The sequence below is a fragment of the Brevibacillus gelatini genome, assembly GCF_003710935.1.
GTDB classification, from domain to species: Bacteria; Bacillota; Bacilli; order Brevibacillales; family Brevibacillaceae; genus Brevibacillus; species Brevibacillus gelatini.
The window spans coordinates 38518-64627 of the sequence record NZ_RHHS01000046.1 but is presented as its reverse complement, the minus strand read 5'-3'; the positions used below and the strand labels follow the sequence as shown (position 1 = coordinate 64627).

Genomic DNA, 26110 nt, shown 5'->3' with positions numbered 1-26110 from the left:
ACAGAGATGGAGGGTGGAGGATGAACCTCGAAGGGAAGAAAATTTTGGTTACCGGTGCAGATGGATTTATCGGTTCCCATTTAACAGAAGAGCTTGTACGACAGGGGCACGATGTAAAAGCGTTTGTCTTGTATAACTCGTTTAACTCTTGGGGATGGCTGGATGCCTCGCCCAAAGAAGTACTGAATGAGTTGGAAATATTCGCTGGTGATATTCGTGATCCTTACGGTGTCAAACAAGCAATGAAGGGCTGCGATGTTGTTCTGCATCTGGCAGCACTTATTGCGATCCCATATTCTTATCATTCTCCGGATACGTATGTGGACACAAACATTAAAGGGACGCTAAATATCTTACAAGCTGCACGTGACCTTCATGTAGAGAAAATCGTACATACTTCGACCAGTGAAGTGTATGGGACGGCTCGCTTCGTTCCGATAACGGAGGAGCACCCACTCCAAGGGCAATCCCCTTATTCCGCAAGTAAAATAGGTGCTGATCAACTGGCCCTTGCTTTTTATAGCTCGTTTGATCTTCCGGTTTCTATCATCCGTCCGTTTAATACGTATGGACCACGCCAATCCGCTCGTGCGGTGATTCCTACAATCATTACGCAGATTGCTGCAGGGCAAACGTCGATCAAGCTTGGATCACTGCATCCAACAAGAGATTTTAATTATGTGAAGGATACGGTTGCAGGATTCATTGCTGTAGCAAAATCTGATCGCTCTGTTGGTGAAGTGATCAATATCGGTAGCAATTATGAAGTATCGATTGGTCAAACGGTTGATGTAATTGCTGAACTAATGGGGAAGAAAATTGAAATCTTGACGGATGATAAGAGACTGCGCCCAGAAAAAAGTGAAGTAGAGCGTCTGTGGGCATCCAACGCTAAGGCAAAAGAACTTCTCAATTGGGAGCCTGTCTACGGTGGTATCGATGGGTTCAAACAAGGGTTGGCAGAAACAATCGAATGGTTCACCAATCCTGCTCATTTAAGTCAGTACAAAACGGGGATGTATAACGTATGAAGCAGGTGGTCTCGGCAGAAACAATCGTATCCATGCTGAAGCAAGTCACTTCTTCAGACAAAGATTTTGTTGCATTGCACGAACCGAGCTTTCAGGGAAATGAATGGACGTATGTCAAAGATTGTTTGGATACGGGCTGGGTTTCTTCAGTAGGAAAATACGTGGATCGTCTCGAGGAGATGCTCCAGGAATTTACGGGTGTAAAGCGCGCTGTGGCCGTAGTAAATGGCACGGCGGCTTTGCATATATGCTTGAAGTTAGTTGGCGTTGAACGGGATGATGAAGTAATCATTCCTGCGCTAACCTTTATTGCCACTGCTAATGCCGTAACATATTGCGATGCAATTCCTCATTTTGTGGATAGCAGTGAGGAAACACTGGGACTGGATCCGCTGAAGCTAGGCGACTATTTGCAAGAAATAGCGGAAGTACGCAATCATACCTGCTTTAACAAGAAGACAGGTAGAAGAATAAAAGCTGTAGTGCCAATGCATACCTTTGGGCATCCTGTTGAGCTGGACACACTCGTAGAAGTATGCCAACGCTATCATTTGGAATTGGTGGAGGATGCAGCTGAATCCCTGGGATCGTATTATAAAGGAACGCATACGGGAAATTGGGGACGTGTGTCGGCACTGAGCTTTAACGGAAACAAAATTGTGACCACTGGTGGCGGAGGAGCAATATTGACCAACGATGAGACGTTAGGTCGATTGGCTAAGCATATAACGACAACCGCAAAAGTGCCGCATAAATGGGAGTTTGTTCACGATCAGATAGGCTATAACTATCGCATGCCGAACATCAATGCAGCTCTGGGTTGTGCGCAGTTGGAGCAATTGCCTGATTTTCTGCCGAAAAAACGCGCATTGGCCAAGTTCTACGAAAATCAATTTTTACATTTTGAAGGTGCTTCATTTGTAAGTGAGCCCAAACATTGCAGGAGTAACTACTGGTTAAACGCAATTCGTCTGTCAGCGGACTATATGAATTTGCGCGATGAAATCTTGAGAGCAACAAACGAGCAGGGGATGATGACACGCCCCGTATGGCGACTGTTGAGCAGCTTGCCTATGTACGCAGATGCTCCGCAAATGGATTTATCTGTAGCCAAGAAGTTGGAGCAAAGCATTGTGAATATCCCGAGTAGTGCGCACCTGGGGGGGACATATGTCGAGGCGTAAAATATGTGTAGTGACTGGGACGCGGGCAGAATATGGACTTCTTCAGTGGTTGATGCGTGAGATTCAGGATGATCCCAGATTACACCTGCAAATCATCGTTACAGGAATGCATTTGTCACCCGAGTTTGGACTCACTTATAAAACAATCGAGCAAGACGGATTCACTATTGATGAAAAAGTAGAGATGCTCCTATCCAGTGACTCTCCGGTAGGGATTGCGACATCGATCGGTGTTGCTACGATCGGTTTTGCAAATGCATTTCACAGGCTTAAACCGGATATAGTGGTGGTTCTGGGAGATAGATATGAGATCCTTGCAGCTGCCCAAGCTGCTATGGTGGCTCGATTGCCATTGGCGCATTTACATGGTGGAGAAAAAACAGAGGGACTCATTGATGAAGCGATAAGGCATTCTGTAACGAAGATGTCTCACTTACACTTTGTTTCTACTGAAGACTACAGGAGAAGGGTCATCCAATTAGGAGAAGATCCGTCCAGAGTCTATAATGTCGGGGCTATGGGAATTGATCAGATACGAAGACTAACCTTACTTTCCAAAGAAGCTTTCGAGGAAGCCATAGGGTTTAAATTGGGACAGCTTAATTTTCTTGTCACCTATCACCCTGTAACATTAAATGAAGAGAGCCCAGCAGAGCATTTACAACAGCTTTTTCAGGCTCTTGATTATTTCCCGGAAGGCAAAATTATTTTTACCAAACCAAACTCTGATACAGATGGTCGCGTTATTGCTCAAATGATTGATGAATATGTCTGTCTGAATCAGTCGAGAGCAATCGCGGTTACTTCTTTAGGGCAGCTAAGATATTTAAGTGCAATCCAACATTGTGATATCGTGCTGGGTAATTCTTCAAGCGGTTTGATTGAAGTCCCTTATTTTAAAAAGCCAACTGTAAACATAGGCATTCGTCAACAAGGCCGACTTAAACCTGGCTCAGTAATTGACTGCAATGAATCGAAAGAGGATATCATTGCTGCGATTAAAAAAGCACTCACTCCTGCTTTTCAGGAAAGCTTGAGGACAGTGGAACTCCCGTTTGGTGATGGTTTTGCGGCTGTTAAAGTTAAAGATATCTTGGCAAACATCGAATTAGAAGGGATCGTCATGAAATCCTTCTATGATCTTGGTGATTACTAGTGAAAATTATATTTATAGGCAGTGTTCAGTTTAGTCTTATTGCCTTACAACAAGTGTTGGCTAGCCCAGGTGCCGATGTAATTGGAATCATAACCAAAAGAGAATCGTCGTTTAATGCGGACTTTTGCTCACTTGAGGGAATTGCCCGGAAAAACAACATACCTTGCTTGGCGTTAGAAAGACATTCATCCGAACAAATGGTTAACTGGATCTCTTCCCTACAGCCAGATGTGATCTATTGTTTTGGGTGGTCAAATCTCTTACCCAACGAAATACTCACCATTCCACCACTGGGTGTAATTGGATACCACCCAGCGGCATTGCCTCAAAATCGTGGGAGACACCCTATTATATGGGCTTTGGCATTGGGTCTGAAAACAACGGCATCGACCTTCTTTTTTATGGATGAGGGGGCCGATTCGGGTGATATTTTGAGTCAGGTATCAGTGCAAGTTGAGCCATCAGATGATGCGGCGACACTGTACGAAAAACTGGCTAGGGTAGCTTGTAAACAGATCCTGCAATTTACTAAAGAGTTGTCTATTGGGACATTCAAACGTACGCCTCAAGATCATAGCCAGTCCAATTACTGGAGAAAAAGAGGGAAAAAGGACGGGGAAATTGATTGGAGGATGGCTTCCACATCTATCCACAACTTGGTCAGAGCATTAACGAAACCGTACGTTGGGGCGCACTGCATGTATAAAGAAAAAGAAGTAAAGATCTGGAAAACGGAATTGGTTGATGAGATTGACGGCTATGAAAACATAGAGCCTGGAAAAGTTTTGAATGTAATGAACGGATCTATCCTCATTAAATGCGGAGTAGGAGCGATTCGAGTCACAGATCATGAGTTTGCCGAATTGCCTGAGGAAGGGTGTTATCTTTGAAAAAAGTTTTGGTAGTAGCACCACATCCTGATGACGAAACACTTGGTTGCGGTGGGACTTTGCTGAAGCACAAACAAGCAAATGATCATGTTACATGGTTGATTATGACCTCGATGGATCAATCCATGTTTTCAAAAGAACGTATTCTCCAGAGAAAAGCGGAAATTGACACGGTTGCCAGTATGTATGGATTTGATGAAACTGTGCAATTATCATTTTCGACAACCAAACTTGATACGATCCCTATGTCCGAATTAGTGCAGAGCATCGGTGACGTTATTAAGAAAATACAACCTGATGTCGTCTATCTGCCGTACCGGGGCGATGCGCATTCTGATCATAAGGCTGTTTTTGACGCAGCGGTATCATGCATCAAGTGGTTTCGATATCCTAGTGTGAAAAAAGCCATGGTGTACGAGACATTATCTGAGACCGATTTTGGATTGAATCCGGATACAAATGGGTTTCGACCAAATATATTCTCTAATATTGAAGAGCACCTTGAACGAAAGTTAGAGATTATGAGGGTATTTGAAAGCGAACTAGGGGAGTTCCCATTCCCGCGAAGTGAAGAAACGATTCGGGCATTAGCTACGTTACGCGGGGCAGCATCGGGCACTAAAGCAGCAGAAGCCTTTATGTTACTGAAAGAGGTTTTATAATGCAAAAAACATTTATCATCGCGGAAGCAGGAGTCAATCACAACGGTTCGTTAGAAATGGCAAAAGAGTTGGTTTATCGTGCTGCCGAAGCAGGGGCAGATGCTGTGAAATTCCAGACGTTTAAGGCAGAAAAAATCATCAGCAAAAGGGCTGGAAAAGCAGAATATCAAAAGAAAACGACGGATAAGGAAGAGTCTCAACTGGAAATGGTGAAGAAACTGGAAATGGATCGTGCAATGCATGAGGAACTGGTGGCGTATTGTAAAAAGTGCCAGATCCAATTTCTTTCAACACCTTTTGATTTGGATAGTGTCGATCTACTTGCCAATGAAATCAAAGTAAGCCAGTTGAAGATTCCTTCCGGAGAAATTACAAATGCCCCGTTACTTTATAAAGCAGCCCAAACAGGATTACCAATCCTTCTTTCCACTGGCATGAGTACACTTGGCGATATTGAAGAGGCACTGGCTGTTTTGGCTTTTGGGTATTGCCAAAGCAATGCCGCTCCATCGAAAAGCAGCTTTTTCCAGGCTTTTTATTCAGAAGAGGGGCAACACCACTTACAGCAAAAGGTTACTCTGCTTCATTGCACTACCGAATATCCAACGCCGTTTAAGGATGTGAATCTTCGGGTAATAGACACTTTATCTACTGCATTTGGCTTGCCTGTAGGCTTATCTGATCATACAGAAGGAATTGCTATTCCAATTGCAGCGGTAGCGAGAGGCGCACAAGTTATTGAAAAACACTTTACGCTGGATAGAAACTTGCCAGGGCCGGATCACCGGGCATCTATCGAACCGGCTGAGTTGATTCAAATGGTCACCTCCATTCGGCAGGTAGAGCAGGCAATCGGTCAAGCGATGAAACTACCGGTTCCCTCTGAACGAGGTAATATTGCTGTCGTACGAAAAAGTCTGGTTGCTGCAACATCCATACAAAAGGGTGAAAGATTTACGGAGAAAAACATGACTGCAAAACGGCCTGGAACGGGGGTATCACCCATGCTGTATTGGGACTATATCGGAAAAGTAGCCAGCCAAGACTATGATGAGGATGATGTAATTCAGCCATGAAGCCGATCATTGTGATAGGCGGTGGAGGCCACGCAAAGGTGCTCATGGAAGCGTTGCTTTTGGCGAAGAGGGAAGTCATCGGATACACAGATCCCCAAAATGGCGAGGCGATTTTTCAAATTCCCTGGCTGGGAAGCGATCAAATTCTTGAAAAGTATTTGGCTACAGATGTCTTGTTAGTAAACGGGTTAGGCTCTATAGGTGATAATACACGGAGAAAGCACGTTTTTGATTACTGGAAGACCAAAGGTTATTTTTTCGCCAATGTCATCCACCCAACCGCTGTTGTTTCACCATACGCGGTGCTGGAAGAGGGAGTACAGGTTATGGCTGGAGCTGTGATTCAGCCAGCCGTACATATAGGCTTCAATGCGATCATCAATACCAGATCGGTTGTGGATCATGATACGAGGATAGGAGATCACGTTCATATTGCCCCTGGCGCTGTTTTGTCCGGGAGCGTAGTGGTGGGAGACAATGTCCATATAGGGACGGGAGCTGCCGTCATACAAGGAATCTCCATAGGTGAAAATAGCATCGTAGGAGCGGGGGCGGTGGTCGTAAAGGATGTACTGCCCAATCGGAAGGTGGCAGGAGTTCCCGCAAAAGAACTGAGATAAAGTGGCAAGAAAGGTGTGACAAATGATGGACTGGAGAGACTTGTTGGTATCACCACATACGCCTATTCGTCATACTTTGGAAATTATCGATAAAAGCGCCCGGCAAATTGCTTTGGTAGTGGATGAAAATAACAAGCTGCTAGGGACAGTAACGGATGGTGACATTCGAAGAGGACTTTTGAAAGGATTAACCTTGCAAGATTCCACGTCCCTGATTATGAATTCCTTTCCTACCGTTGCTTCGCCATATGACACCAGAGAAAATATTTTGGCTCTGATGAAGATTAAAAAAATTCATCAGGTTCCTATTGTTGATGAAGACGGCTTCATCGTACATGTGGAAGTACTAAACGATTTGTTGCGCCCTGTCAAAAAAGACAATTGGGTTGTACTTATGGCTGGTGGTTTAGGAACAAGACTTCATCCGCTTACGTATGATTGCCCAAAACCGCTGCTCAAAGTAGGAAACAAGCCGTTACTGGAAACGATTTTGCAGAGCTTTATCGACCAGGGCTTCCATCGCTTTTACCTTTCTGTGAAATATAAAGCAGAAATGATTCAGCAACATTTTGGTGACGGTTCCAAATGGGGGGTCACGATCCGCTATCTTGAGGAGCAAGAATCGCTAGGAACTGCAGGAGCACTTAGTTTATTGCCAGAAAAGCCGTCAGATCCCTTCTTTGTTATGAATGGTGATCTTTTGACCAAGGTAAACTTTGAGCAGTTGCTAGATTTTCATAAAACCTATCAAGCTCAAGCAACAATGTGTGTAAGAGAGTACGATTACCAAGTTCCTTATGGTGTTGTGCGGCTGGATAAACATAGACTTATTTCTATTGAGGAAAAGCCAACACAACGCTACTTTGTAAATGCAGGTATCTATGTCTTAAATCCTGCCGTTCTGGAATATATTCCGCAAAACCAGTTCTTTGACATGCCGAGCTTGTTTGAGCATGTAATGAAAGATTCCCAACAGCAGGCCATTGCTTTTCCAATCCGGGAATATTGGTTAGATATTGGACGTATGGCTGATTTTGAAAAAGCGAATCTGGAATTTGCGGAGGTATTCGGATGATAGGGAATAAATCCGTTCTAGCAATCATCCCAGCTCGCGGAGGTTCCAAAGGAGTACCCCGGAAGAATATTCGCGATTTGGCAGGAAAGCCTCTTATCGCTTGGACAATAGAAGAAGCAATAAAATCAAAGTATATAGACCGTTTGATCGTTTCAACAGATGACGAGGAGATTGCAGACGTAGCAAGGCAGTGGGGGTGCGAGGTACCTTTCATAAGGCCTTCCGAGCTGGCTAAAGATGAAACTCCAGGCATTGATCCAGTTTTACACGCTATATCTAAGCTGCCTGGTTACGATTATATCGTTAATCTTCAACCCACCTCTCCACTCCGAAATGTTGGAGATATTGAAAAATGTTTGGAGCAATGCGTAAAACAAAATGCAAACTCCTGCGTATCAGTCACTATTACGGACAAGCCTCCATATTGGATGTATCACCTTTCAAATGAATGTGAGTTAAAGCCAGTTATAGGTGGAAATGAGCGAGTACTCAGGAGACAAGATGCTCCAGATATATATATGTTAAATGGAGCAATTTATGTAGCCAAAACCGAGTGGCTAATAAATACAAAGTCTTTTTTATGCGACGATACGATTGGTTTTGTTATGCCCAAGGAGCGTTCAATAGATGTGGATACTTACTTGGACTTTTTATTTATTGAAACAATACTAAGCCAGGCAAAACTAACCGATGAAGAACAGTAAATACTTCACCACATTTTTCCGATACTTATGATAAAGGGAACTGTAGGGGAGGAAAAATTGTGAGTATCCAAGGAAGCAATATGGCTGCAAACGGAAGAGTGCCATATGTGGAGAAGCTTGCAGGGGGATCTGGAAGCCAGCATGGAGTCCAACAACAAGAAAACAAGGCCCCAGTTCAAACGGATAAGCATTTTTCTAAGGCTGATATCGAACGACAAGTAGAGAGTTTGAATAAGTTTATGCAGTCGAGTACAACTCATCTCAAATTCACATTGCATGAGGAACTAAATGAGTACTATGTTCAAGTAGTAAGTGACATTGATAATACTGTTGTGCGGGAAATTCCTTCTAAAAAGATGATGGATATGGTGGCCAAAATGCACGAAATGATCGGGTTACTAGTAGACGAAAAAAGATAGGGGGTAAAAAATATGGGGATACGCATAAGTGGAATGGCATCTGGACTGGACACTGAGAAAATTATTAAGGATTTAATGAAAACACATCGTGAGCCAGTCAATCGATTGCAGCGCAGTAAATATTCTATTGAATGGAAACGCGATGCTTATCGTGAAATGAACTCGCTTTTTGCAGATTTGCAAAACTCACTGAAGACTCTCAGGATGTCAAGCACTTTTAACAAGAAAACTGTTACATCCGATAATGAGAGTGTAGCCTCTGCAAAAGTAGTGGGAAGTCCTTCCCTGTCTTCTTATACTGTTGAGGTAGATCAACTGGCGAAACCAAGCATACCTGCGAGAGCTGAATTTTTGACAAATGTTACGGATTCCAAGGCAGCGATTGGTGGTTCAGATTTTACCATGACCATCAAGAAGGATACAAATGGAGACGGGACTTTGGAAGAGGTGTCCCTTAACTTCGCAGGTACCGATTCTATCGATAGTATTGTAAGCAAAATCAACAGCTCCAAATCAGGAGTAAAAGCGAGCTTTTTTGATGGCAAGCTGGTTTTGACATCCGAAGACGGCAAAGATTTTGATGTAGCCAGCACGGCTAACAGCTTAAATTTGGATGCGAACAAGACTTACTCGTCACAAACGCCAGGTATTCCTGCAAAATTCAAGATTAACGGCGTAGAATATACTTCTGCAACCAATACATTTAAATATGACGGAATTGATTTTACGCTAAAACAGATAAATACGGGTTCCCCGATTACAGTTAGTACAAAAGCAGATGAAGATGCAATTTTTAATACAGTAAAAGATTTTATAGACAAGTATAATGTTATTATTGAGACAATCAATAAGAAAATATCGGAGCCTAAATATAAAGGCTACCAGCCGTTACTGGACGATGAAAAAGAAGCGTTGCCGGAAAAAACCGCAGAAAAATTGGAAACTATGGCCAAAAGTGGCATTCTTTTGCGGGATCCAATATTGACAAATGGTTTGTATGATCTTAGAGCCGCTTTAAGTACACCGGTAAAAGTAGCTGCAGACCAAACATTGTCTCTTTCTCAAATAGGAATTACGGGTCCTCCAAGCGGTAAGGCTGCTTATCAGGAGAACGGTAAGCTTTATATTGACGAGACAAAACTGCGTGACGCCATTCGAAATAATGGGGAAGACGTCCTGAAACTGTTCACAAACTATAGCAGTGCAAGTAACACTTCGGATAAATACAAAGAAAGCGGTGTAGCTGAACGGCTGTATAGCGCGCTGAACAAGGTTATGGACAAGGTAACCAAAGAGGCGGGATCAGTTAGCAGCGGTTATGATGACAGCAGCTTAGGGAAAAAACTCAAACAAACATCTGACGAGATAGATCGTTGGGAAGACCGTCTGAAAGTAATAGAAGACCGCTACTGGAAGCAATTCACCGCCATGGAACAAGCAATGTCCAAAGCCCAGTCCCAAGGCTCATGGTTTGCTCAAATGTTAGGGCAATAATGATTAGGAAGTGATGCAGATGTTACAAAATGCTGCTCAGACATACCAATCTAATCAGGTAACGACAGCTACTCCTGCAGAATTAACCCTGATGCTTTACAATGGCGCACTTAAATTCATTAAACAAGTTAAGATAGCGCTAGAAGAGAAAGACATCATAAAAGCACACGAGGGCTCATTGAAAATACAGGACATCCTATATGAGCTCATGTCTACCTTAAACAGCGACTATGAAATATCTAAGGAATTTGCCAGGCTTTACGAGTATATGCTTCAGCGTACAATTGAAGCAAATATACGTAAAGATGTAGAGATACTTCTTGAAGTCGAAGATCTCTTTATTCAATTCCGGGATACTTGGAAAGAGGCCATGCTGCTGGCTAAAAGACAAGGTTAAGGAGCTCAAAATGGAAAAGACGGTAGAAGGTCTTTTAGATGGTCTGTTAAAGGTAACACAACGTTTGGAAGAAGTAGTGAGTGTGAAGGGATCGGAACCAGAAGAGTGGTTATCTTTGTTGGATGAACGAGAAAATCTGATTTTACAAATACAAAAACACGAGTTGGCAAGCGAATCCCTATCGTTTTCGCAAAAGCAACAATTAGAGCAAATATACGAAATCAACCAGCGCCTTATCCCGAAGATGGATGTCCGAAAACAAGCCGTACAAAAACAGCTAAACAACCTCCAGCGCACAAAGCTCGCCATGAATTCTTACAATGAGGATGGTCCGAACTGTTACGGGGCATTTTTTGATCGAAAAAAATAAAAAACGGCCGGAGAACCGGCCTCTTTTATTTTACACGCGAATATCGATGGTTTTCCCCAAGGTTGGATGACTTGCTTGAGCCACTTGCATATTTTTCTGAGTTTCGGCCAAGCCCTCCAGCAGTATGGAAGCCTGGGCTTGCGCAGTCTCCTGCACTTGTTTGGTTACACTGATGTTTACTGCTTGCTGCAGTTGGATAGCATTCACATAGGTCACCTCTTTTCGAGAATTTCCTTACGTTTTTATTATCGACATTTTGAATCAATGCTTTCATTTCAATCATTTGTCTGTCGGTTTGAGCAAACTCCATCTGCTATAATTGAAAGACAACTGTTTAAAAGCTAGGAAGGTGACACCATTGTCCACAAAACGCCGCTCACTCGCCTTGATCGGAGCCGTCCTGCTCATTTTCATACACGCGGTTTACCTGAATGGAAACCTCGCCGACCTCCTGAACGTGACCGCCATCGAGCTGGTCGCGCTTGCTGTAGTGGTTTCCTACGCGATCAAGCGCAAGCACCTCGACCTGAAAAAAATCATCCGCCTGCTGATTCACGGGCGGGAAAGCAATGTCGAGGAGACGATCAAGCGCTTCTACTACTACGCGCTCGTCCAGAAAGAACAGGGATATATCGCACTTGAGCGCGAGCTGCAGCAGGAGCGCGACTCGTTCGTGCAGCGCGGCAGCTTGCTGGCGATCGAGGGTGTGCCTGAGGAAGAACTGCGAATGATCCTGGAGAACGAGCTGAAAGGCGAGCAGTATCGCTACCAACAGGCAGCAGGCTTCTTTCGGCTCATCAGCTTGCTTGCGCCAGGGATGGGGCTGGTCGGGACGCTGCTCGGGATGACAGGGGTGCTCAAATCGCTGGAAGACATGGCACTCACAGGGCACAGCCTGAGCGCAGCCGTTGTCGCGACGCTCTACGGTGCGCTCCTTGCCAACTTGTTCGCGCTGCCCTGCTACTACCGGATGATGGATTTGTACGACCGGGAAATGTTTGAAAAACGGCTGTACATCGAGGGCTGTGTCGGTTTGCAGCGGATGGAGACGCCGCGTTTGTTGTTTGAAAAGCTCAACTCGTTTTTGCCTGGCGATCAGAAGCTGGTGCTCATCAAAGAGCCTGGCAGCATGAAGGGCAAGATTGAAAGGCAGGATCGCTATGCTTGACGATCGGTTGTACGATGAGAAAGAGTTGGAGAAAAGCTGGCTAATCAGCTACAGCGACTTGATAACGCTGCTGTTCGTCATCGTGATTATTATCGCGGCGACGCAAATGACGAAGATTCAGACCCAGCGCGAAGCGGCCAAAAAGGAGCAGGCCGAGCAGCAAGCCAACCTGAAGCAGGTGCATGAGAGCCTCGATCTGCTGAATCTGCAAAAGCTGGAGCTGGAGCGCGAGATTCACCAGTTGGAGGGACAAAAAAAGCTGCTTGCAGGCACAGGGGAAAAGAACGGCGCAGAGGAACAGGAGCAAGCGGGTTTGCCGAAACCGCCTGTCGGCATGCCGGACACAGGCGAGCGCGACATGGAGACGTTGCACACCCAGCTCTCGTCCGCTTTGGCCGAGCTGAACCTGGACTACGAGGAGACCGAAGAAGGCTTGCGCATCCGGCTTCCGGAGAAAATCCTGTTCGCCAGTGGCTCTGCTGATTTAGAGGAGCAGGGGAAAGAGGTCGTAGGCACAGTAGCACGTGTCTTGCAGCGCTACGCGTACAAAGTGAGGATTGAGGGCTACACAGACGACGTGCCGATCTCACATAGCCCATACAAGTCCAACTGGGAGCTGTCCTCTGCTCGCGCTATTGCGGTGATGCGGGAAATGGTTGATGCATATTCTTTGCCGGCTTCCCGTTTTACCGTGGCAGGTTGGGGAGAATACAGGCCACTCGTGGATAATTCGAACGAGGAGAACCGGGCGCGCAACCGTCGGGTAGAAGTTATTATTTTGGCGGAAAAAGAATAATTCATATTTTTCTGATAAACAGGCAGGATTTTTATATGCAGGATCGAAGTATATCCGGTATATACGAATCCTGCCTTTTTGCTGCTAGTTCCAGTTCTACGTCAAAGCTCATCTCCGTAACCATAGTACCAGAGCCGCAGAACGCGCAGGAAAAAAGTTATACCCAGCTTGTGCACAAAATCATGTGAATATTGTGGATAACTTTGTGGAGAACGCAAAAAACACGTGATTTCCATGTGGACAGTGCTGGGGAAAAGTAAAGCATACAGAGAGAAAACAAGGGGGATTTTTAATGCGTATCGGGAAAAAGTGGTTCAAATCTCTAGTGCTGGTCGTAGGCGTGGGGCTTTTGGTCTCGGCCTGTGGATCGGGTGGCCAGCAAAGCTCGGGAACTGGCGCGAGCGGCTCAGGCTCCAGCTCCGGCGCGGATGAAAAAGTGTACGTGGTGGGAACAGATGCAGCGTATCCGCCGTTCCAAATGCTGGAGGCGGACAAAATCAGCGGCCATGACATTGATGTGATGAATGCGATCGCAGAAGCGGGCGGATTCAAGATCGAGTGGAAAAACACAGGCTGGGACCCGCTGTTTGACGGGCTGGACAAAGGGACGGTGGACATCGGGATTTCGTCGATCACGATCACGGACAAGCGGAAGGAAAAATACGACTTCTCGGAACCGTACTTTGAAGCCAATCAGCTCATTCTCGTAGCAGAAGACTCTCCAGTGACCAAGCTGGCCGATCTGAAAGGCATGAAGATCGGGGTACAGGCTGCAACCACAGGGGAAGAAGTGGTCAAAAAGGCGTTTGGCGACACGTATCAAGGCTTGATGGGCTATGACGACATGCCTTCGTCCGTGGACGATTTCTTCAACGGCCGTGTCGATGCCGTTGTTGGCGATAATGGCGTACTGCAATATTACGTGAAAAAAATCCAAGACAAGAAGTTCAAGCTGATTAAGGACGACTCGTTTGAAAAAGAATACTACGGCATCATGGTGAAAAAAGGCAACACAGACGCGTTGAACAAAGTCAACGAAGGCCTGAAGAAAATCAAGGAAAACGGCAAGCTCCAGGAAATTTACAACCAGTACTTTGGCACCAACTAGTCAATAGCCGGGTGCGTCGCGGGACGTACCCGGTGTTTATGACTCCAGTGCTGACATACAGGAAGGGAGGACTCGCCATTGGACTGGAGCGTCATCTATGAATATCGCGAGCTGTTTATCCGAGGCATTATCAATACCATTCTACTGACGGCGGTTGCTACCGTTTGCGGAACGTTTTTGGGACTGTTTATCAGTTTGGGAAAAATGTCGTCGAACCGTTTTTGGCGGTGGATATGCTCGATTTATGTAGAACTTTTTCGCGGGACGCCGATGCTGGTGCAAATTTTGCTGATCCACTTCGCCGTCATTCCGTCCATCTGGGGCCTGCTTTACCCTGGAGAGAGCAGTCCGGAAGCGATCTACTCCGGATTTGTGGCGCTGTCGCTTAACGCAGCGGCCTACATCGCCGAAATTTTTCGTGCAGGGATTCAATCGATCGATCCAGGTCAGATGGAAGCGGCACGCTCACTCGGGATGACGAAGGGGATGGCGATGCGGCTCATTATTTTGCCGCAGGCGTTTACCCGGATGCTGCCCGCTATCGGGAACGAATTTATTGCCCTTTTGAAAGATTCCTCCCTTTGCGCTGTCATTGCGACACCAGAGTTGAACTACGCCGCCATGAACGTGGCGAAGAGTACGTTTGAACGCTATCCGCCGTATATGACCGAGGCGGCCGTGTACCTGGTGCTCACGTTGTTCCTGTCACGGGTAGTTGTAAGAGGATTGGAGAAAAAATATTCAACAAGATAGAAGAATGCGGCTCCTGATTTTGGAGAGACTAGAAGTGTACACACAGGATTTTTATCCAAATTTTTACAACAGAAAGGGTTGTGCTGTTTCATGCAAGGCAAAGTAAAATGGTTTAATGCAGAAAAAGGTTTTGGCTTTATCGAGCGTGAAGATGGAGATGACGTATTCGTTCACTTTTCCGCGATCCAATCGGATGGTTTTCGGACATTGGAAGAAGGACAAGCTGTAGAGTTTGATATTGTGGAAGGCGACCGCGGCCCACAAGCAGCCAATGTCGTCAAACTGTAAATCATAACGATGACAGCAAATCCCCCTGGCCAGATCGGGCGCAGGGGGATTTTTACGTCTAGCTAATCATTCTGGTGATGGTAAGTGTGCGGTGCTCGCGCAAATCCAGAAATTCGTCTCCACGGCGAACGAGTGGACGCATCGGTTCATCGGTATGAACCATGATGATCTCGACACGGTCTCCGTTGCTAAGCAACGCCTGCGAACCGACGTAAAGCAAAATAATGTACTGGATAAAACGCGAGACGACCAAAGGGTTCAGTTTACCTTGGCATGCCAGCTCCCACAATACATTGGCAGCGTGAAAAGGCGAAGTGCCGCGGCGATAGACGCGGTCTGTGCAGACGGCGTCGAATACGTCAGCTACGCTGATGATCTGGCACTCCAGAGGAATGTCTTCCTTTTGGCAGCCATGAGGATAGCCGCTGCCGTCCAGCCGCTCGTGATGCATAAGGGCGCACCTGGCGATCCACTCGTCAGCGTCCTCCATCGACAGGATCAGCTCGTAGCCGTAGCTCGTGTGGCGCTTCATGATTTCGTACTCTTCATCGCTCAAACGTGAGGGTTTGGACAAAATCTCGTCGGGGATCATGATCTTCCCCACATCATGCAAGAGGCCGGCTTGTCCCAAGCGATAGATTTCGTCCGGGGGTCGTCCTACAATTTTACCGATGAGGGCTGCTACGATTCCGACATTGAGAGAATGGCGGTAGGTGTAATTTTCCGAGCTTTCCTTGATGTAGAGGAACCGGAGAAAGCCCACTCGCTGGAGCACTTGGTCCAGCAGAGGATAAAAGGTGCTGTGGAACTGATGCAAGGGAGGAACAGAACCTGTAGCGATCTGTTTGAAAAGGTGCTCGGTTTGTTTGACAGCTGCAATGTACTCGCGGGCTGCTTCGGCCTCGTTCCAATGCAGAATGGGCAGAGGCGGCCTAAGAGCTTCCGGCGCAGAAGTGACGTGCACAGCTTGAACATGATGTGCCTCCAAAAGACGTATGTCACTCGGATGAAGAACTGCCCCTGCGGGCAATAGAAGCAGGCCGTACTCATTGTAGACATCTTTCGCGAGCGTAGTGCCAATAATGGAATGAGAAGGTTTCACCTCTGCCATGAGGATTCCTCCAGTGCGATGACGACCTTGATATAGGATTGAGTGACTACCACCATTATTATAGCATAGGGAAACTAGCGAGTATTGGTAAAATTCTGTCGCTTTTTGCCGGATTGTAATAAAATTACGAAGATTTTTTTAAGCCTGGAGCAGGATTATTTACAGAGGTGCCGAATACCTATATATAGACGGAAGGAGGTTGGAACCATGAAATTTCATATTCGTGGAGAAAACATTCAAGTCACCGAAGCATTAAAAGAGTATGTGGAAAAGAAAGTCGGCCGTCTCGAAAAATACTTCGATACTACGTCCGCAGATGTACAAGTTACCATGCATGTACGTCGCGGTGAAGGTACCATCGAGGTAACAATCCCACTTGGCGGGGTGATTATCCGGGCAGAAGAAACGCAAGAGGACATGTATGCCGCTATTGATCTGGTGGCAGAAAAGCTGGACCGTCAAGTTCGGAAGCATAGAACGAAATTGATGCGTAAGCTGCGAGTTGATTCCGCTGCAAAAGTCGGACAGCGCGACAGTCAACAAGTAGCTGTGATGATACATGATGTCGATGATGAAGATGTTGACATCGATATTGTCAGAACGAAGCGTTTTGACTTGAAACCGATGGATGCGCAGGAAGCGGTCATGCAGATGGATATGCTGGGACACAACTTCTTCGTTTTCCAAAACAGTGACACCAACGATGTCAGCGTGGTCTACCGCCGCAATGACGGACGTTATGGTTTGATTGAACCAAAATAACGAAACTTTACAATTCTTCACTCGTATAAGACTAGGGAGTTGCTTTTGGCAACTCCCTTTACTTGTGTATGTCAGCCTCTATTTGTTAAAATAGCTTTTTAGAAAGTATTATTTTCGTAGAATCGGCATCTTTTTTTCTGGCGCGCCAGGTGGTGCGATATTTTTTGTTTGGAAGCATATGGAAGGGGTGTCCTCATGTTAGGACTCGTTAAAAAGATATTTGGCGACAGCAATGAACGTGAAGTAAAAAAAATGTTCAAGCGCGTGGAAGCGATCAATGCGCTTGAACCAAGCATATCCCAGCTTTCCGACGAGCAACTGCGGGAGAAAACCGCAGAGTTTAAGGCTCGGCTGGCGCAAGGCGAACAGCTGGACAAAATCCTGAACGAAGCGTTTGCTGTTGTGCGCGAGGCGTCGAAGCGCGTTTTGGGCATGCGCCACTTCGACGTTCAGCTCATTGGCGGTATGGTGCTGCAGGAAGGCCGCATTGCTGAAATGAAAACCGGTGAGGGGAAAACCTTGGTGGCTACCTTGGCGACCTACCTCAATGCCCTGCTTGGCAAAGGCGTTCACGTCGTAACGGTCAACGAATACCTGGCAGAGCGCGACTCGCAGATCATGGGGCAGCTGTACAACTTCCTTGGCCTGACAGTCGGTCTGAACAAAAACGGACTGAGCCCGGAAGAAAAGCGGGCCGCCTATGCCTGTGACATTACCTATGGTACAAACAACGAGTTCGGCTTTGACTATTTGCGCGACAACATGGTTCTCTACAAGGAACAGATGGTGCAGCGTCCGCTCTTTTTTGCCATCATTGACGAGGTGGACAGCATCCTGATCGACGAAGCGCGGACACCGCTGATTATTTCCGGATCGGCCAACAAGTCGACAGAGCTGTACTACATCTGCTCGCACTTTGTGAAGCGGCTGGAGCCGGAAAAAGACTTCACGATTGATGAAAAGCTCAAGATCGTCAACCTGACAGACGAGGGTGTGAGCAAGGTCGAGAAAGCCTTTAACATCGACAACCTGTACGACACGGCACACATCACCCTGAACCACCACATTACAGCGGCGCTGAAAGCCCAGGTCCTGTTCAAGCGTGACGTGGACTACGTGGTGCAGGATGGCGAGGTTGTCATCGTCGACGAGTTCACGGGCCGTCTGATGGTGGGACGCCGCTACAGCGACGGTTTGCACCAGGCGATTGAGGCCAAGGAAGGTCTGCGTGTACAAAGCGAGAGCATGACGCTCGCTACAATCACCCTGCAAAACTACTTCCGTATGTACGAAAAGCTTGCCGGAATGACCGGTACGGCGAAGACAGAGGAAGAAGAGTTCAAAAAGATTTACGGTCTCGATGTTGTCGTCATTCCGACGAACAAGCCGGTGATCCGTCAGGACATGCCGGATCTTGTTTTCAAAACCGAAGCGGCCAAGTATCGCGCGGTTGTGAACGACATCGTCGAACGTCATAAAAAAGGTCAGCCGATTCTCGTCGGTACAATCTCCATTGAAAACTCGGAGCGTCTGTCGCAGATGCTGAAGCAAAAAGGCGTTCCCCATAACGTATTGAACGCGAAGCATCACGCGCGGGAGGCAGAAATCGTCGCACGTGCAGGTCAGTACGGTGCGGTGACAATCGCTACGAACATGGCCGGTCGCGGTACGGACATCCAGTTGGGCGAAGGCGTAGCCGAGTTGGGCGGTCTGCACATCATCGGTACCGAGCGTCACGAGAGCCGCCGGATCGACAACCAGCTGCGCGGTCGTGCCGGGCGTCAAGGGGACCCTGGTTCCTCGCAGTTCTTCCTGTCGATGCAGGATGAGCTGATGCGCCGCTTCGGGGCAGACAATATCATGAACATGATGGATCGCCTGGGCATGGAAGAAGACATGCCGATTGAGAGCCGCCTGGTTACGCGCGCGGTAGAATCTGCGCAAAAACGCGTCGAAGGCTCCAACTTCGATGCACGGAAAGGCGTACTCCAGTACGACGACGTGATGAACCAGCAGCGCCTCGTCGTCTACAAGCAGCGCAAGGAAATTCTGGAGCAGGATAATCTCAGCGAAGTTGCGCTCAACATGATTTTCAGCGTGCTGGAGCGTGCGGTCGAGCAGCATTGTCCAAAAGAAGAGGTACCGGAGGATTGGGACCTGCAAGCATTGGCCGATGCAGCAAACAACGGCTTCTTGCACGATGAAACCATTACCGTCTCCATGCTGAAAGGCAAGGAAGCGGAAGAAATCGTCGAGCTTTTGAAAGACGAAGTGGTCAAACAGTACAAGGAGCGGGAAGCGCAAATCGGCGAGATGATGCGCGAGTTCGAAAAAGTGGTCATTCTGCGCGCTGTCGACAGCAAATGGATGGATCACATCGACGCGATGGAGCAACTGCGCCAAGGGATTCACCTGCGTGCCTACGCGCAAAACGATCCGCTGCGTGAGTACCAGTTCGAAGGCTACGAGATGTATCAAGCCATGCTGGCTTCCGTACAGGAAGAAGTGGCCATGTACATCATGAAGGCCGAAGTGAGCCAAAACCTGGAGCGTCAGGATGTTATCCGCGGCCAGGGCATCGACCCGAACCAGTTGCAAACATCAGGTCCGTCCGATCGCCCAACCCCTGAGACGTCTGGCGATGCAGATCCGAAAAACCGCGCACAGCGCCGTGCCCAGGAGCAGGAGCGCCGTCGCCAAAACAAAAAGCAGTAAAGGCTTAAGCCTGACCATAGCAAGCAGAGCATTCCTCTTCACAGCGGCCAGTTCGCTTTCGGGAGGGATGCTTTTTTCTTTTCCAATCGACAGGAGACGCTCTGTGTGCAGCGCAGTTGCGCCGTTTGTGTAGACTGGTAAAACCCGCCCAAGAGATTTTCTTACTGTTTCCTGATGCCTAGACAGTATTCGTCCCGATCTGTTCTTCCGTGTTTGTTATGATCGGCCTATTTGTCTAACACTGGTAAAAGTCATCGAACGATTCAGGTGGAAATGTCCGGAAAAATCCATAGAATCATAGGTACAACACTTTTTACCAAATACACGGGGACGGGGGAATGGCAATGAAAGCGACAGTCAACGTGATGGGCATACAAACCAAAAATGTGATGGAAAGAATCGGGAATACACTGAAAGCTGTGCTGAAAGCGGCAGCGGAGCATAAAAAAGTAAAATGGATTGCCAAAGGGGAACGAGGGGAGCAGCCAAAAGTATTTACGGCTGAAGATCCTGTATTCTATGAAGAACGGCTGAAAACCGAGATACCGGAGCCGAACTGGACGCCAGGCGTGCTGATCTCGCCAAAAGGCATGCTCGATCAGCAAAAGCAAAGTCCGGCGGCGGCAGAGCATGGACGACGCAAGCAATCGCGCATGCAGCAAAACATCCGCAAGAAAGCGACACGAATTCGCCCGTCGCATCTGTCTGTGGTTGCGGCACCGCAGCCGGAAAGCAAACAACCGCACGAAGTCCGCGACTTGCGATCCTCGCCATCACCGCCAATGGCTACCTAGCAGGGCAGATGGCGGACAAGCGGCGATTCACGCTTTTTACGCACGGCAGGTTGGCAGGTTTGCGGATCTGGCGAATTACGTTACAATAAACGTAGCTTACGTAAAGAGAAGGTGACTCGCAAAAATGGCATTGATTGATATTGCGGACATCAAACAAGAGATGTCCAGTATGGCTAAGCGTTTAGCGGATATCAGGGGGTCTCTTTGACCTCCCTGCAAAACAGGAGCGGATCGGCGAGCTGGAAGAGCGCATGCTGGCTCCAGACTTCTGGGATGACAACGAAGCTGCGCAAAAGACAATCAGCGAGCTGAACGCCATCAAAAGTCTCGTCGAAACGATGGGCAAGCTGGATTCCCAATACGAAGACCTCCAGGTGATGCTGGAACTGGTCATCGAAGAAGGCGACACGTCGCTCATTCAGGACCTGTACGACAGCACCCAGGAGCTGAGAAAGTCGTTTGAACGCTTTGAGCTGGAACTGCTTCTGAGCGATCAGTACGACAAAAACAATGCGATTCTGGAACTGCATCCGGGAGCGGGTGGAACCGAATCGCAGGACTGGGCTTCCATGCTGTTGCGCATGTACACACGCTGGGCAGATGCCAAAGGCTTTAAAGTCGAAACCTTGGACTATTTGCCTGGGGATGAGGCAGGCGTGAAAAGCGTGACGCTCCTGATAAAAGGGTACAACGCCTACGGCTACCTCAAGTCGGAAAAAGGTGTGCACCGCCTCGTGCGCATTTCTCCATTCGACGCTTCCGGTCGCCGTCATACATCGTTTGTATCCTGCAACGTTCTCCCGGAAATCGAGGACGACAATGCCGTGGACATCCGCACGGAAGACCTCAAGATCGACACCTACCGTTCCAGTGGTGCGGGTGGTCAGCATATCAACACGACCGACTCCGCTGTCCGGATTACCCACTTGCCGACAGGCATTGTGGTGACATGCCAAACCGAGCGCTCGCAAATCAAAAACCGGGAGCGGGCCATGAAAATGCTGACGGCTCGGCTGTTCGAGAAAAAGCGGGAAGAACAGGAAAAAACATTGGCTGCCATCCAGGGCGAACAGAAGGATATCGCCTGGGGAAGCCAGATTCGTTCCTACGTTTTCCATCCGTACAGTCTGGTGAAGGATCACCGGACCAACATGGAGGTAGGAAACGTTCAGGCCGTGATGGACGGCGAAATCGACGCTTTTATCGACGCCTACCTGCGCGCGCAGATCAAGCGCTAGAACTGTATATACAGCCGCTCTTTGCTGCAAGGCTTATGCTTTTGGCAGCGTTCTGAGCGAAAAATCCCACCTGACGGCATGGCTTCCATGCCGTCTTTTGGTGATGCCTGATTGAATACTCCACACCGAAAGTGCGCTTTAAAGTAGCTGCCGGAAACGGTGTTGCGATGCCCCGATTGGCAAATATGTTATACTGCAATCAAATACGCAAAATAAAGGAGAGGGCTCATCCATGTTGTATGTCGCTTTGTTGCCGATTGTCGATCAGGAATTGAATGCGAAAATCAGACCGGCTCATTTGGCGTATATCAATGATTTGTACAAGCAGGGGAAAGTGGTGATGGCTGGTCCATTCACAGACAAGCAGGGAGGCATGGTCATCTACAAGGCCGAGTCTCTGGAGGAAGCACGCAAGCTGGCAGAAGGCGATCCGGTTATTGTAGAAGGCGCGCGGACACTGGAACTGCGGGAATGGAATCCGCTCGAACTGCCCTTGTCCTGAAATTTGCAGCGTGACAGGAATGAAGAGCGCGTCGTGGAGGTATACTGAGCGAAGAATTCCTATAAAAAGGAGGGAACAGCCTTGAAACGCATCCCACTGATTACGGTTGCGGCTGTACTTTCATTCTCGCTTGCTGCCTGTGGCGGTAATCAGCAGGCACAGCCCCCTGCTGAAACCCCTGCTGCCGAAACACCTTCGACAACAGCTCCATCTGGCAGCTACGATGCGGCGACGGCAGAAGCGTTGTTTAAAAACAACTGTGCAGGCTGCCATGGACAATCGCTGGAAGGTGCTGTCGGGCCGAATTTGCAAAAAATTGGCAGCCAGCTGAGCAAGGAGCAGATTCTGGAAGTGCTGAATAACGGAAAAGGCTCGATGCCGCCTGGTCTGGTAAAAGGGACAGACGCGGAAAACATCGCTGCCTGGCTTGCAGACAAAAAATAATGGTGAGTTGGACAAAGGACGCTCAGGTACAGTACCTGGGCGTTTTTTGCATGAAACTGCCCTGCATGCGTCAGATTTGCCAGTTGTATTTCATTTGAATTTTTATTATTATTCATGTATAAAAATACAAGTCGGTGATAGGAAGAAGGAGAGAGGGGCATGATTCGGGTCGGAATCGTTGGGGCAACCGGTTACGGCGGTGCGGAGTTGATCCGTCTGCTGGCTGGACATCCCCATGTTGAAATAGCGAATGTTTATTCAAGCTCCGCAGAGGGAGAGGGATTGGAAAAAACTTTTCCTCACGTAGCGGGATTGGGATTGCCAAAGCTTTTGCCGATTGACGCAGAAAGCATGAGCGCCGCAAACGATCTTATTTTTCTCGCTACACCTGCGGGCGTGAGTGCCGGATTGTCTCCGCAGTTGGTAGAAAACGGCGTGAAGGTGATTGATCTGTCCGGAGATTTTCGCCTGGAAAAAGGCGAGGTGTACAAGGCGTGGTACAAAAAGCAGCCAGCGCCCGCAAGCTACGTAGAACAAGCCGTATACGGCCTGACAGAATGGAATCGGGAGCAGGTTGCGGGGGCCAGACTCATTGCCAATCCGGGCTGCTATCCGACAGCGACCTTGCTCGCCTTGATTCCTTTGATGAAAAGCGGCTGGGTGCAGTCAAACAGTTGGATCGTTGACGCCAAGTCAGGTGTGTCCGGGGCTGGCCGCGGGGTGTCGCTTGGCGTGCATTACAGCGAAATCAATGAGAGCATTCACGCATACAAGGTAGGCAGCCATCAGCATACGCCAGAGATTGAGCAGGAGCTGCAAAAGCAGAGCGGCGTGGAGACAGTCGTCCAGTTTACTCCGCATCTGGTGCCGATGACGCGCGGCATTTTGGTCACTGCTTACGGACAACTGACTGCAGATGTGACCCAGGCGCAAATTCAGGAGCTGTATGAAGCGACTTATGCCGACAAGCCGTTTGTCCGTGTGCGCCCGGCCGGAAGCCATCCGCGGACGAAAGAGGTTTACGGTTCGAATTACTGCGATATTGCGATTCATGTGGACCAGCGCACAGGGCGCGTTGTTTTGCTGTCGGTGATCGACAACATGATGAAGGGCGCAGCAGGCCAAGCCGTGCAAAACATGAATGTCATGTTCGGACTGCCGGAAAAAACGGGACTGCCGCTCGTTCCGGTGTATCCGTAGAGGGGGAGAAACAATGCAGGGAATCATCGTCATCAAATGCGGCGGAAGCACCATGGATCAGCTGCCCGATTCTTTTTTTCAGGCGATCGCCAGGCTGCAGCAGGAAGGCAGGCAGATCGTCATCGTACACGGAGGCGGGCCCGCGATTAACAACATGCTGGACCGCGTTCAGATCGTTCCCCAGTTTGTCGACGGGCTGCGTGTAACTTGTGAGGATACGCTGCGCGTTGTGGAAATGGTTTTGTGCGGCAGCATCAACAAGGTGCTGGTGAGACGGCTGACGCAGGCAGGTGCCAAGGCGTGGGGCGTGAGCGGAATTGACGGTCAGACGCTCATCGCGCAAAAAACGGCAAAGCCGCTCGGCTGGGTAGGAGAAATTACGAAAGCCGATACGACGATACCGCAAACGATTCTGGCGCAAGGCTACGTGCCGGTGATTGCGCCGCTGTCCGTCAGCGAGGATGGAGCGGATACGTACAACATCAACGCCGATGTGGCCGCAGGAGCGATTGCAGCCGCACTCGCGGCGGAAAAGCTCATCATGGTAACAGACGTTCCCGGCATTCTGCGTCCGCAAGCAGACGGCACCAAGGCAGTCGTAGCGCAGACGAGCGCGGCGGAGATTCAGGACATGATTCAGTCCGGAATCATTAGCGGCGGAATGATCCCGAAGGTCCAGGCAGCACTGGATGCGCTCGGCGAGGGAGTAGACCAGGTGGTCATTTGCCGGGGGACGGCGGAGGATCTTCTCGGCGTATGTGCAGGGGAAGCAGTCGGAACCACAGTCAGAATGAACGTGAATCACGCGAACTAGGGAGGGAATGAACATGAGTACAGTGACAGCGCCTGTGCATGTGATGAATAACTATGCGAGATGGCCGATCAGTCTGGTCAAAGGTCAGGGAAATCAGGTGTGGGACGACCAGGGGAATCAATATCTCGATTTTACTTCGGGAATTGCGGTGACGTCTTTGGGGCATGTTCCGCCAAAAGTGACAGCCAAGCTGCACGAACAGCTCGATACGCTGTGGCACTGCTCCAACCTGGTGCACATTCCGCAGCAGGAGATTTTGGCAGAAAAGCTGAGCCGTCTGTCCGGGCTGGATCAGGCGTTCTTTTGCAACAGCGGGGCGGAAGCCAACGAAGGGCTGATTAAGCTGGCCCGCCGCTACGCGCAAAAGGTGAAGGGTGAGAATCGCTTCGAAGTCATTACCTTTGAGCAGTCTTTTCACGGGCGGACGCTGGCGACATTGACGGCGACCGGGCAGGAAAAGGTCAAGGACGGCTTTGCGCCGTTGCCGCCGGGGTTTGTTACCGTACCGTACAACGATCTTGCGGCGGTCAAGTCAGCGATCACGGACAAGACGTGCGCGATCATGCTGGAGCTGGTTCAGGGCGAGGGCGGCGTGCATCCGGCAGAAGAAGCGTGGGTCAAAGCGCTGCGCGACTTGTGCGACGAGCACGGCTTGCTGCTTTTGGTGGACGAAATTCAGACAGGAATTGGCCGCACCGGAACATGGTTCGCTTTTCAGCAATACGGAGTAAAGCCGGACGCGATCTCGCTGGCAAAAGGATTGGGCAGCGGGTTCCCGATTGGCGCTGTAGTCGCCACGAAGGAAGTGGCAGCAGCCTTTTCGCCAGGGTCGCACGGAACGACGTTTGGCGGCAATCCGTTGGCGGCGACGGCGGGAATCGCTACCTTGGCGACTATGGAAGAGGAGCAAATTTTGCAGAAGGTAGCCCATATTCACGACGTGCTGATGCATGAGCTGGAAAAGCTGCATGCCGAACATCCCGACAAGGTCGTCGCCGTTCGGGGCAAAGGCTTGCTTCTCGGCGTGGAGCTTGCGATTCCGGCAGGAGATGTGGTTGCTTATGCACGCAGCAAAGGCGTGATTTTGCTGACAGCCGGTCCGCAAGTAGTCCGTCTGCTGCCTTCCTTCATCACGACTGACGAAGAGGTAAAGCAGGCAATAGCGGCGCTCGGCGAGGCATTGTCCCAAGCCTGACCGCGCATATGGCTTGATTTTCCAAAATGCAACGAGTACGCAAAGTCAAAAAACTCGTTGCATTTTTATAATGCTGAATGTATATTAATACAAAGAGTTGCATAAAGTTTCGGTATGAACGACATGAACGTGAATGAGTTATAC

General features: G+C 48.6%; 29 protein-coding genes. 27 read left to right on the top strand and 2 right to left on the bottom strand.

Annotated features, from left to right (window positions below; genetic code table 11):
* Positions 1-20: 20 nt before the first annotated feature.
* The 13 genes from EDM57_RS18770 to fliT are packed head-to-tail and all read left to right on the top strand — an operon-like array spanning position 21 to position 11078.
* Positions 21-1031, top strand: coding sequence for an NAD-dependent 4,6-dehydratase LegB (locus tag EDM57_RS18770; protein WP_122906224.1), 1011 nt, complete (start codon positions 21-23; stop codon positions 1029-1031).
* Positions 1028-2215, top strand: coding sequence for a LegC family aminotransferase (locus tag EDM57_RS18765; protein WP_122906223.1), 1188 nt, complete (start codon positions 1028-1030; stop codon positions 2213-2215). Before EDM57_RS18770 ends, EDM57_RS18765 begins: the two co-directional genes overlap by 4 nt.
* Positions 2202-3371: a UDP-N-acetylglucosamine 2-epimerase gene (gene neuC / locus EDM57_RS18760; protein ID WP_122906222.1), complete on the top strand. Its 1170-nt coding sequence runs from the start codon at positions 2202-2204 to the stop codon at positions 3369-3371. Before EDM57_RS18765 ends, neuC begins: the two co-directional genes overlap by 14 nt.
* Positions 3371-4261, top strand: a complete 891-nt coding sequence (locus EDM57_RS18755) for a methionyl-tRNA formyltransferase (protein WP_122906221.1) — start codon at positions 3371-3373, stop codon at positions 4259-4261. Before neuC ends, EDM57_RS18755 begins: the two co-directional genes overlap by 1 nt.
* The gene (locus tag EDM57_RS18750) at positions 4258-4923 is read left to right on the top strand and encodes a PIG-L deacetylase family protein (RefSeq protein WP_122906220.1); all 666 of its coding nucleotides are present in this window, start codon (positions 4258-4260) and stop codon (positions 4921-4923) included. Before EDM57_RS18755 ends, EDM57_RS18750 begins: the two co-directional genes overlap by 4 nt.
* Positions 4923-5999, top strand: a complete 1077-nt coding sequence (gene neuB, locus EDM57_RS18745) for an N-acetylneuraminate synthase (RefSeq protein ID WP_122906219.1) — start codon at positions 4923-4925, stop codon at positions 5997-5999. The genes EDM57_RS18750 and neuB overlap by 1 nt, the downstream gene beginning before the upstream one ends.
* Entirely contained in the window at positions 5996-6619 is a 624-nt protein-coding gene (locus EDM57_RS18740) for an acetyltransferase (protein WP_122906218.1), read from the top strand. The genes neuB and EDM57_RS18740 overlap by 4 nt, the downstream gene beginning before the upstream one ends.
* A 22-nt stretch (positions 6620-6641) precedes the next feature.
* Positions 6642-7694 carry a nucleotidyltransferase family protein gene (locus EDM57_RS18735; protein WP_122906217.1) on the top strand — a complete coding sequence of 351 codons (1053 nt, stop codon included), beginning with the start codon at positions 6642-6644 and terminating at the stop codon, positions 7692-7694.
* A complete protein-coding gene (locus EDM57_RS18730; protein WP_122906216.1) occupies positions 7691-8398 on the top strand; it encodes an acylneuraminate cytidylyltransferase family protein in 708 nt (235 codons plus the stop codon). Before EDM57_RS18735 ends, EDM57_RS18730 begins: the two co-directional genes overlap by 4 nt.
* A gap of 59 nt (positions 8399-8457) precedes the next feature.
* A complete protein-coding gene (flaG, locus tag EDM57_RS18725) occupies positions 8458-8817 on the top strand; it encodes a flagellar protein FlaG (RefSeq protein ID WP_246005849.1) in 360 nt (119 codons plus the stop codon).
* A gap of 12 nt (positions 8818-8829) precedes the next feature.
* Positions 8830-10311, top strand: a complete 1482-nt coding sequence (gene fliD / locus EDM57_RS18720) for a flagellar filament capping protein FliD (RefSeq protein WP_122906215.1) — start codon at positions 8830-8832, stop codon at positions 10309-10311.
* Positions 10312-10330: 19 nt separating this feature from the next.
* Positions 10331-10708 (top strand): flagellar export chaperone FliS, encoded by a 378-nt coding sequence (fliS, locus tag EDM57_RS18715; protein ID WP_122906214.1) that lies wholly within the window; start codon positions 10331-10333, stop codon positions 10706-10708.
* Between the two features lie 10 nt (positions 10709-10718).
* Positions 10719-11078, top strand: a complete 360-nt coding sequence (gene fliT, locus EDM57_RS18710; RefSeq protein ID WP_122906213.1) for a flagellar protein FliT — start codon at positions 10719-10721, stop codon at positions 11076-11078.
* A 30-nt stretch (positions 11079-11108) separates the two neighbouring features.
* Here the strand turns inward: fliT and EDM57_RS18705 are convergent, their stop codons facing one another.
* On the bottom strand, positions 11109-11285 hold the full coding sequence (locus EDM57_RS18705) for a putative motility protein (protein ID WP_122906212.1): 177 nt from the start codon (positions 11283-11285) through the stop codon (positions 11109-11111).
* A 151-nt stretch (positions 11286-11436) separates the two neighbouring features.
* On the opposite strand from EDM57_RS18705, the gene EDM57_RS18700 reads away from it, so the two are divergent.
* The 5 genes from EDM57_RS18700 (at position 11437) to EDM57_RS18680 (ending at position 15191) form a co-directional block, all read left to right on the top strand.
* Positions 11437-12246 (top strand): motility protein A, encoded by an 810-nt coding sequence (locus EDM57_RS18700; RefSeq protein WP_122906211.1) that lies wholly within the window; start codon positions 11437-11439, stop codon positions 12244-12246.
* On the top strand, positions 12239-13042 hold the full coding sequence (locus EDM57_RS18695; RefSeq protein ID WP_122906210.1) for an OmpA family protein: 804 nt from the start codon (positions 12239-12241) through the stop codon (positions 13040-13042). Before EDM57_RS18700 ends, EDM57_RS18695 begins: the two co-directional genes overlap by 8 nt.
* Positions 13043-13334: 292 nt before the next feature.
* Positions 13335-14150, top strand: a complete 816-nt coding sequence (locus EDM57_RS18690; RefSeq protein WP_122906209.1) for a basic amino acid ABC transporter substrate-binding protein — start codon at positions 13335-13337, stop codon at positions 14148-14150.
* 78 nt (positions 14151-14228) lie between these two features.
* Entirely contained in the window at positions 14229-14903 is a 675-nt protein-coding gene (locus EDM57_RS18685; protein WP_122906208.1) for an amino acid ABC transporter permease, read from the top strand.
* A gap of 90 nt (positions 14904-14993) precedes the next feature.
* Entirely contained in the window at positions 14994-15191 is a 198-nt protein-coding gene (locus tag EDM57_RS18680) for a cold shock domain-containing protein (RefSeq protein WP_122906207.1), read from the top strand.
* A 58-nt stretch (positions 15192-15249) separates the two neighbouring features.
* Here the strand turns inward: EDM57_RS18680 and EDM57_RS18675 are convergent, their stop codons facing one another.
* Positions 15250-16302, bottom strand: a complete 1053-nt coding sequence (locus EDM57_RS18675; RefSeq protein ID WP_122906206.1) for an HD-GYP domain-containing protein — start codon at positions 16300-16302, stop codon at positions 15250-15252.
* A 207-nt stretch (positions 16303-16509) separates the two neighbouring features.
* On the opposite strand from EDM57_RS18675, the gene hpf reads away from it, so the two are divergent.
* The 9 genes from hpf (at position 16510) to EDM57_RS18630 (ending at position 25966) form a co-directional block, all read left to right on the top strand.
* Entirely contained in the window at positions 16510-17064 is a 555-nt protein-coding gene (gene hpf, locus EDM57_RS18670; protein ID WP_122906205.1) for a ribosome hibernation-promoting factor, HPF/YfiA family, read from the top strand.
* A 195-nt stretch (positions 17065-17259) separates the two neighbouring features.
* A complete protein-coding gene (gene secA, locus EDM57_RS18665) occupies positions 17260-19779 on the top strand; it encodes a preprotein translocase subunit SecA (RefSeq protein WP_122906204.1) in 2520 nt (839 codons plus the stop codon).
* 344 nt (positions 19780-20123) lie between these two features.
* The gene (locus EDM57_RS18660; RefSeq protein WP_122906203.1) at positions 20124-20573 is read left to right on the top strand and encodes a hypothetical protein; all 450 of its coding nucleotides are present in this window, start codon (positions 20124-20126) and stop codon (positions 20571-20573) included.
* A 124-nt stretch (positions 20574-20697) separates the two neighbouring features.
* Positions 20698-21811, top strand: a protein-coding gene (gene prfB, locus EDM57_RS18655) for a peptide chain release factor 2 (protein ID WP_122906202.1) whose coding sequence is annotated in 2 segments (ribosomal slippage) — positions 20698-20778 and positions 20780-21811 — 1113 coding nt in all. Because the reading frame shifts where the segments join, the coding sequence is not laid out codon by codon here.
* Between the two features lie 232 nt (positions 21812-22043).
* Positions 22044-22313 (top strand): YciI family protein, encoded by a 270-nt coding sequence (locus EDM57_RS18650; protein WP_122906201.1) that lies wholly within the window; start codon positions 22044-22046, stop codon positions 22311-22313.
* Positions 22314-22394: 81 nt separating this feature from the next.
* Positions 22395-22757, top strand: a complete 363-nt coding sequence (cccB, locus tag EDM57_RS18645) for a cytochrome c551 (protein WP_122906200.1) — start codon at positions 22395-22397, stop codon at positions 22755-22757.
* 159 nt (positions 22758-22916) lie between these two features.
* Complete coding sequence (gene argC / locus EDM57_RS18640) at positions 22917-23957, top strand: N-acetyl-gamma-glutamyl-phosphate reductase (RefSeq protein WP_122906199.1); 1041 nt, start codon at positions 22917-22919, stop codon at positions 23955-23957.
* 13 nt (positions 23958-23970) lie between these two features.
* Positions 23971-24771 carry an acetylglutamate kinase gene (gene argB / locus EDM57_RS18635; RefSeq protein ID WP_122906198.1) on the top strand — a complete coding sequence of 267 codons (801 nt, stop codon included), beginning with the start codon at positions 23971-23973 and terminating at the stop codon, positions 24769-24771.
* 13 nt (positions 24772-24784) lie between these two features.
* A complete protein-coding gene (locus EDM57_RS18630) occupies positions 24785-25966 on the top strand; it encodes an aspartate aminotransferase family protein (protein ID WP_122906197.1) in 1182 nt (393 codons plus the stop codon).
* Positions 25967-26110 lie beyond the last annotated feature (144 nt).

Coding starts and splice junctions, on each gene's coding strand:
- EDM57_RS18770 (WP_122906224.1), top strand. CDS start 21: ATGAACCTCGAAGGGAAGAAAATTTTGGTTACCGGTGCAGATGGATTT.
- EDM57_RS18765 (WP_122906223.1), top strand. CDS start 1,028: ATGAAGCAGGTGGTCTCGGCAGAAACAATCGTATCCATGCTGAAGCAA.
- neuC (WP_122906222.1), top strand. CDS start 2,202: ATGTCGAGGCGTAAAATATGTGTAGTGACTGGGACGCGGGCAGAATAT.
- neuB (WP_122906219.1), top strand. CDS start 4,923: ATGCAAAAAACATTTATCATCGCGGAAGCAGGAGTCAATCACAACGGT.
- EDM57_RS18740 (WP_122906218.1), top strand. CDS start 5,996: ATGAAGCCGATCATTGTGATAGGCGGTGGAGGCCACGCAAAGGTGCTC.
- EDM57_RS18735 (WP_122906217.1), top strand. CDS start 6,642: ATGATGGACTGGAGAGACTTGTTGGTATCACCACATACGCCTATTCGT.
- EDM57_RS18730 (WP_122906216.1), top strand. CDS start 7,691: ATGATAGGGAATAAATCCGTTCTAGCAATCATCCCAGCTCGCGGAGGT.
- fliD (WP_122906215.1), top strand. CDS start 8,830: ATGGGGATACGCATAAGTGGAATGGCATCTGGACTGGACACTGAGAAA.
- fliS (WP_122906214.1), top strand. CDS start 10,331: ATGTTACAAAATGCTGCTCAGACATACCAATCTAATCAGGTAACGACA.
- fliT (WP_122906213.1), top strand. CDS start 10,719: ATGGAAAAGACGGTAGAAGGTCTTTTAGATGGTCTGTTAAAGGTAACA.
- EDM57_RS18695 (WP_122906210.1), top strand. CDS start 12,239: ATGCTTGACGATCGGTTGTACGATGAGAAAGAGTTGGAGAAAAGCTGG.
- EDM57_RS18690 (WP_122906209.1), top strand. CDS start 13,335: ATGCGTATCGGGAAAAAGTGGTTCAAATCTCTAGTGCTGGTCGTAGGC.
- EDM57_RS18680 (WP_122906207.1), top strand. CDS start 14,994: ATGCAAGGCAAAGTAAAATGGTTTAATGCAGAAAAAGGTTTTGGCTTT.
- EDM57_RS18675 (WP_122906206.1), bottom strand. CDS start 16,302: ATGGCAGAGGTGAAACCTTCTCATTCCATTATTGGCACTACGCTCGCG.
- hpf (WP_122906205.1), top strand. CDS start 16,510: ATGAAATTTCATATTCGTGGAGAAAACATTCAAGTCACCGAAGCATTA.
- secA (WP_122906204.1), top strand. CDS start 17,260: ATGTTAGGACTCGTTAAAAAGATATTTGGCGACAGCAATGAACGTGAA.
- EDM57_RS18660 (WP_122906203.1), top strand. CDS start 20,124: ATGAAAGCGACAGTCAACGTGATGGGCATACAAACCAAAAATGTGATG.
- EDM57_RS18650 (WP_122906201.1), top strand. CDS start 22,044: ATGTTGTATGTCGCTTTGTTGCCGATTGTCGATCAGGAATTGAATGCG.
- argC (WP_122906199.1), top strand. CDS start 22,917: ATGATTCGGGTCGGAATCGTTGGGGCAACCGGTTACGGCGGTGCGGAG.
- argB (WP_122906198.1), top strand. CDS start 23,971: ATGCAGGGAATCATCGTCATCAAATGCGGCGGAAGCACCATGGATCAG.
- EDM57_RS18630 (WP_122906197.1), top strand. CDS start 24,785: ATGAGTACAGTGACAGCGCCTGTGCATGTGATGAATAACTATGCGAGA.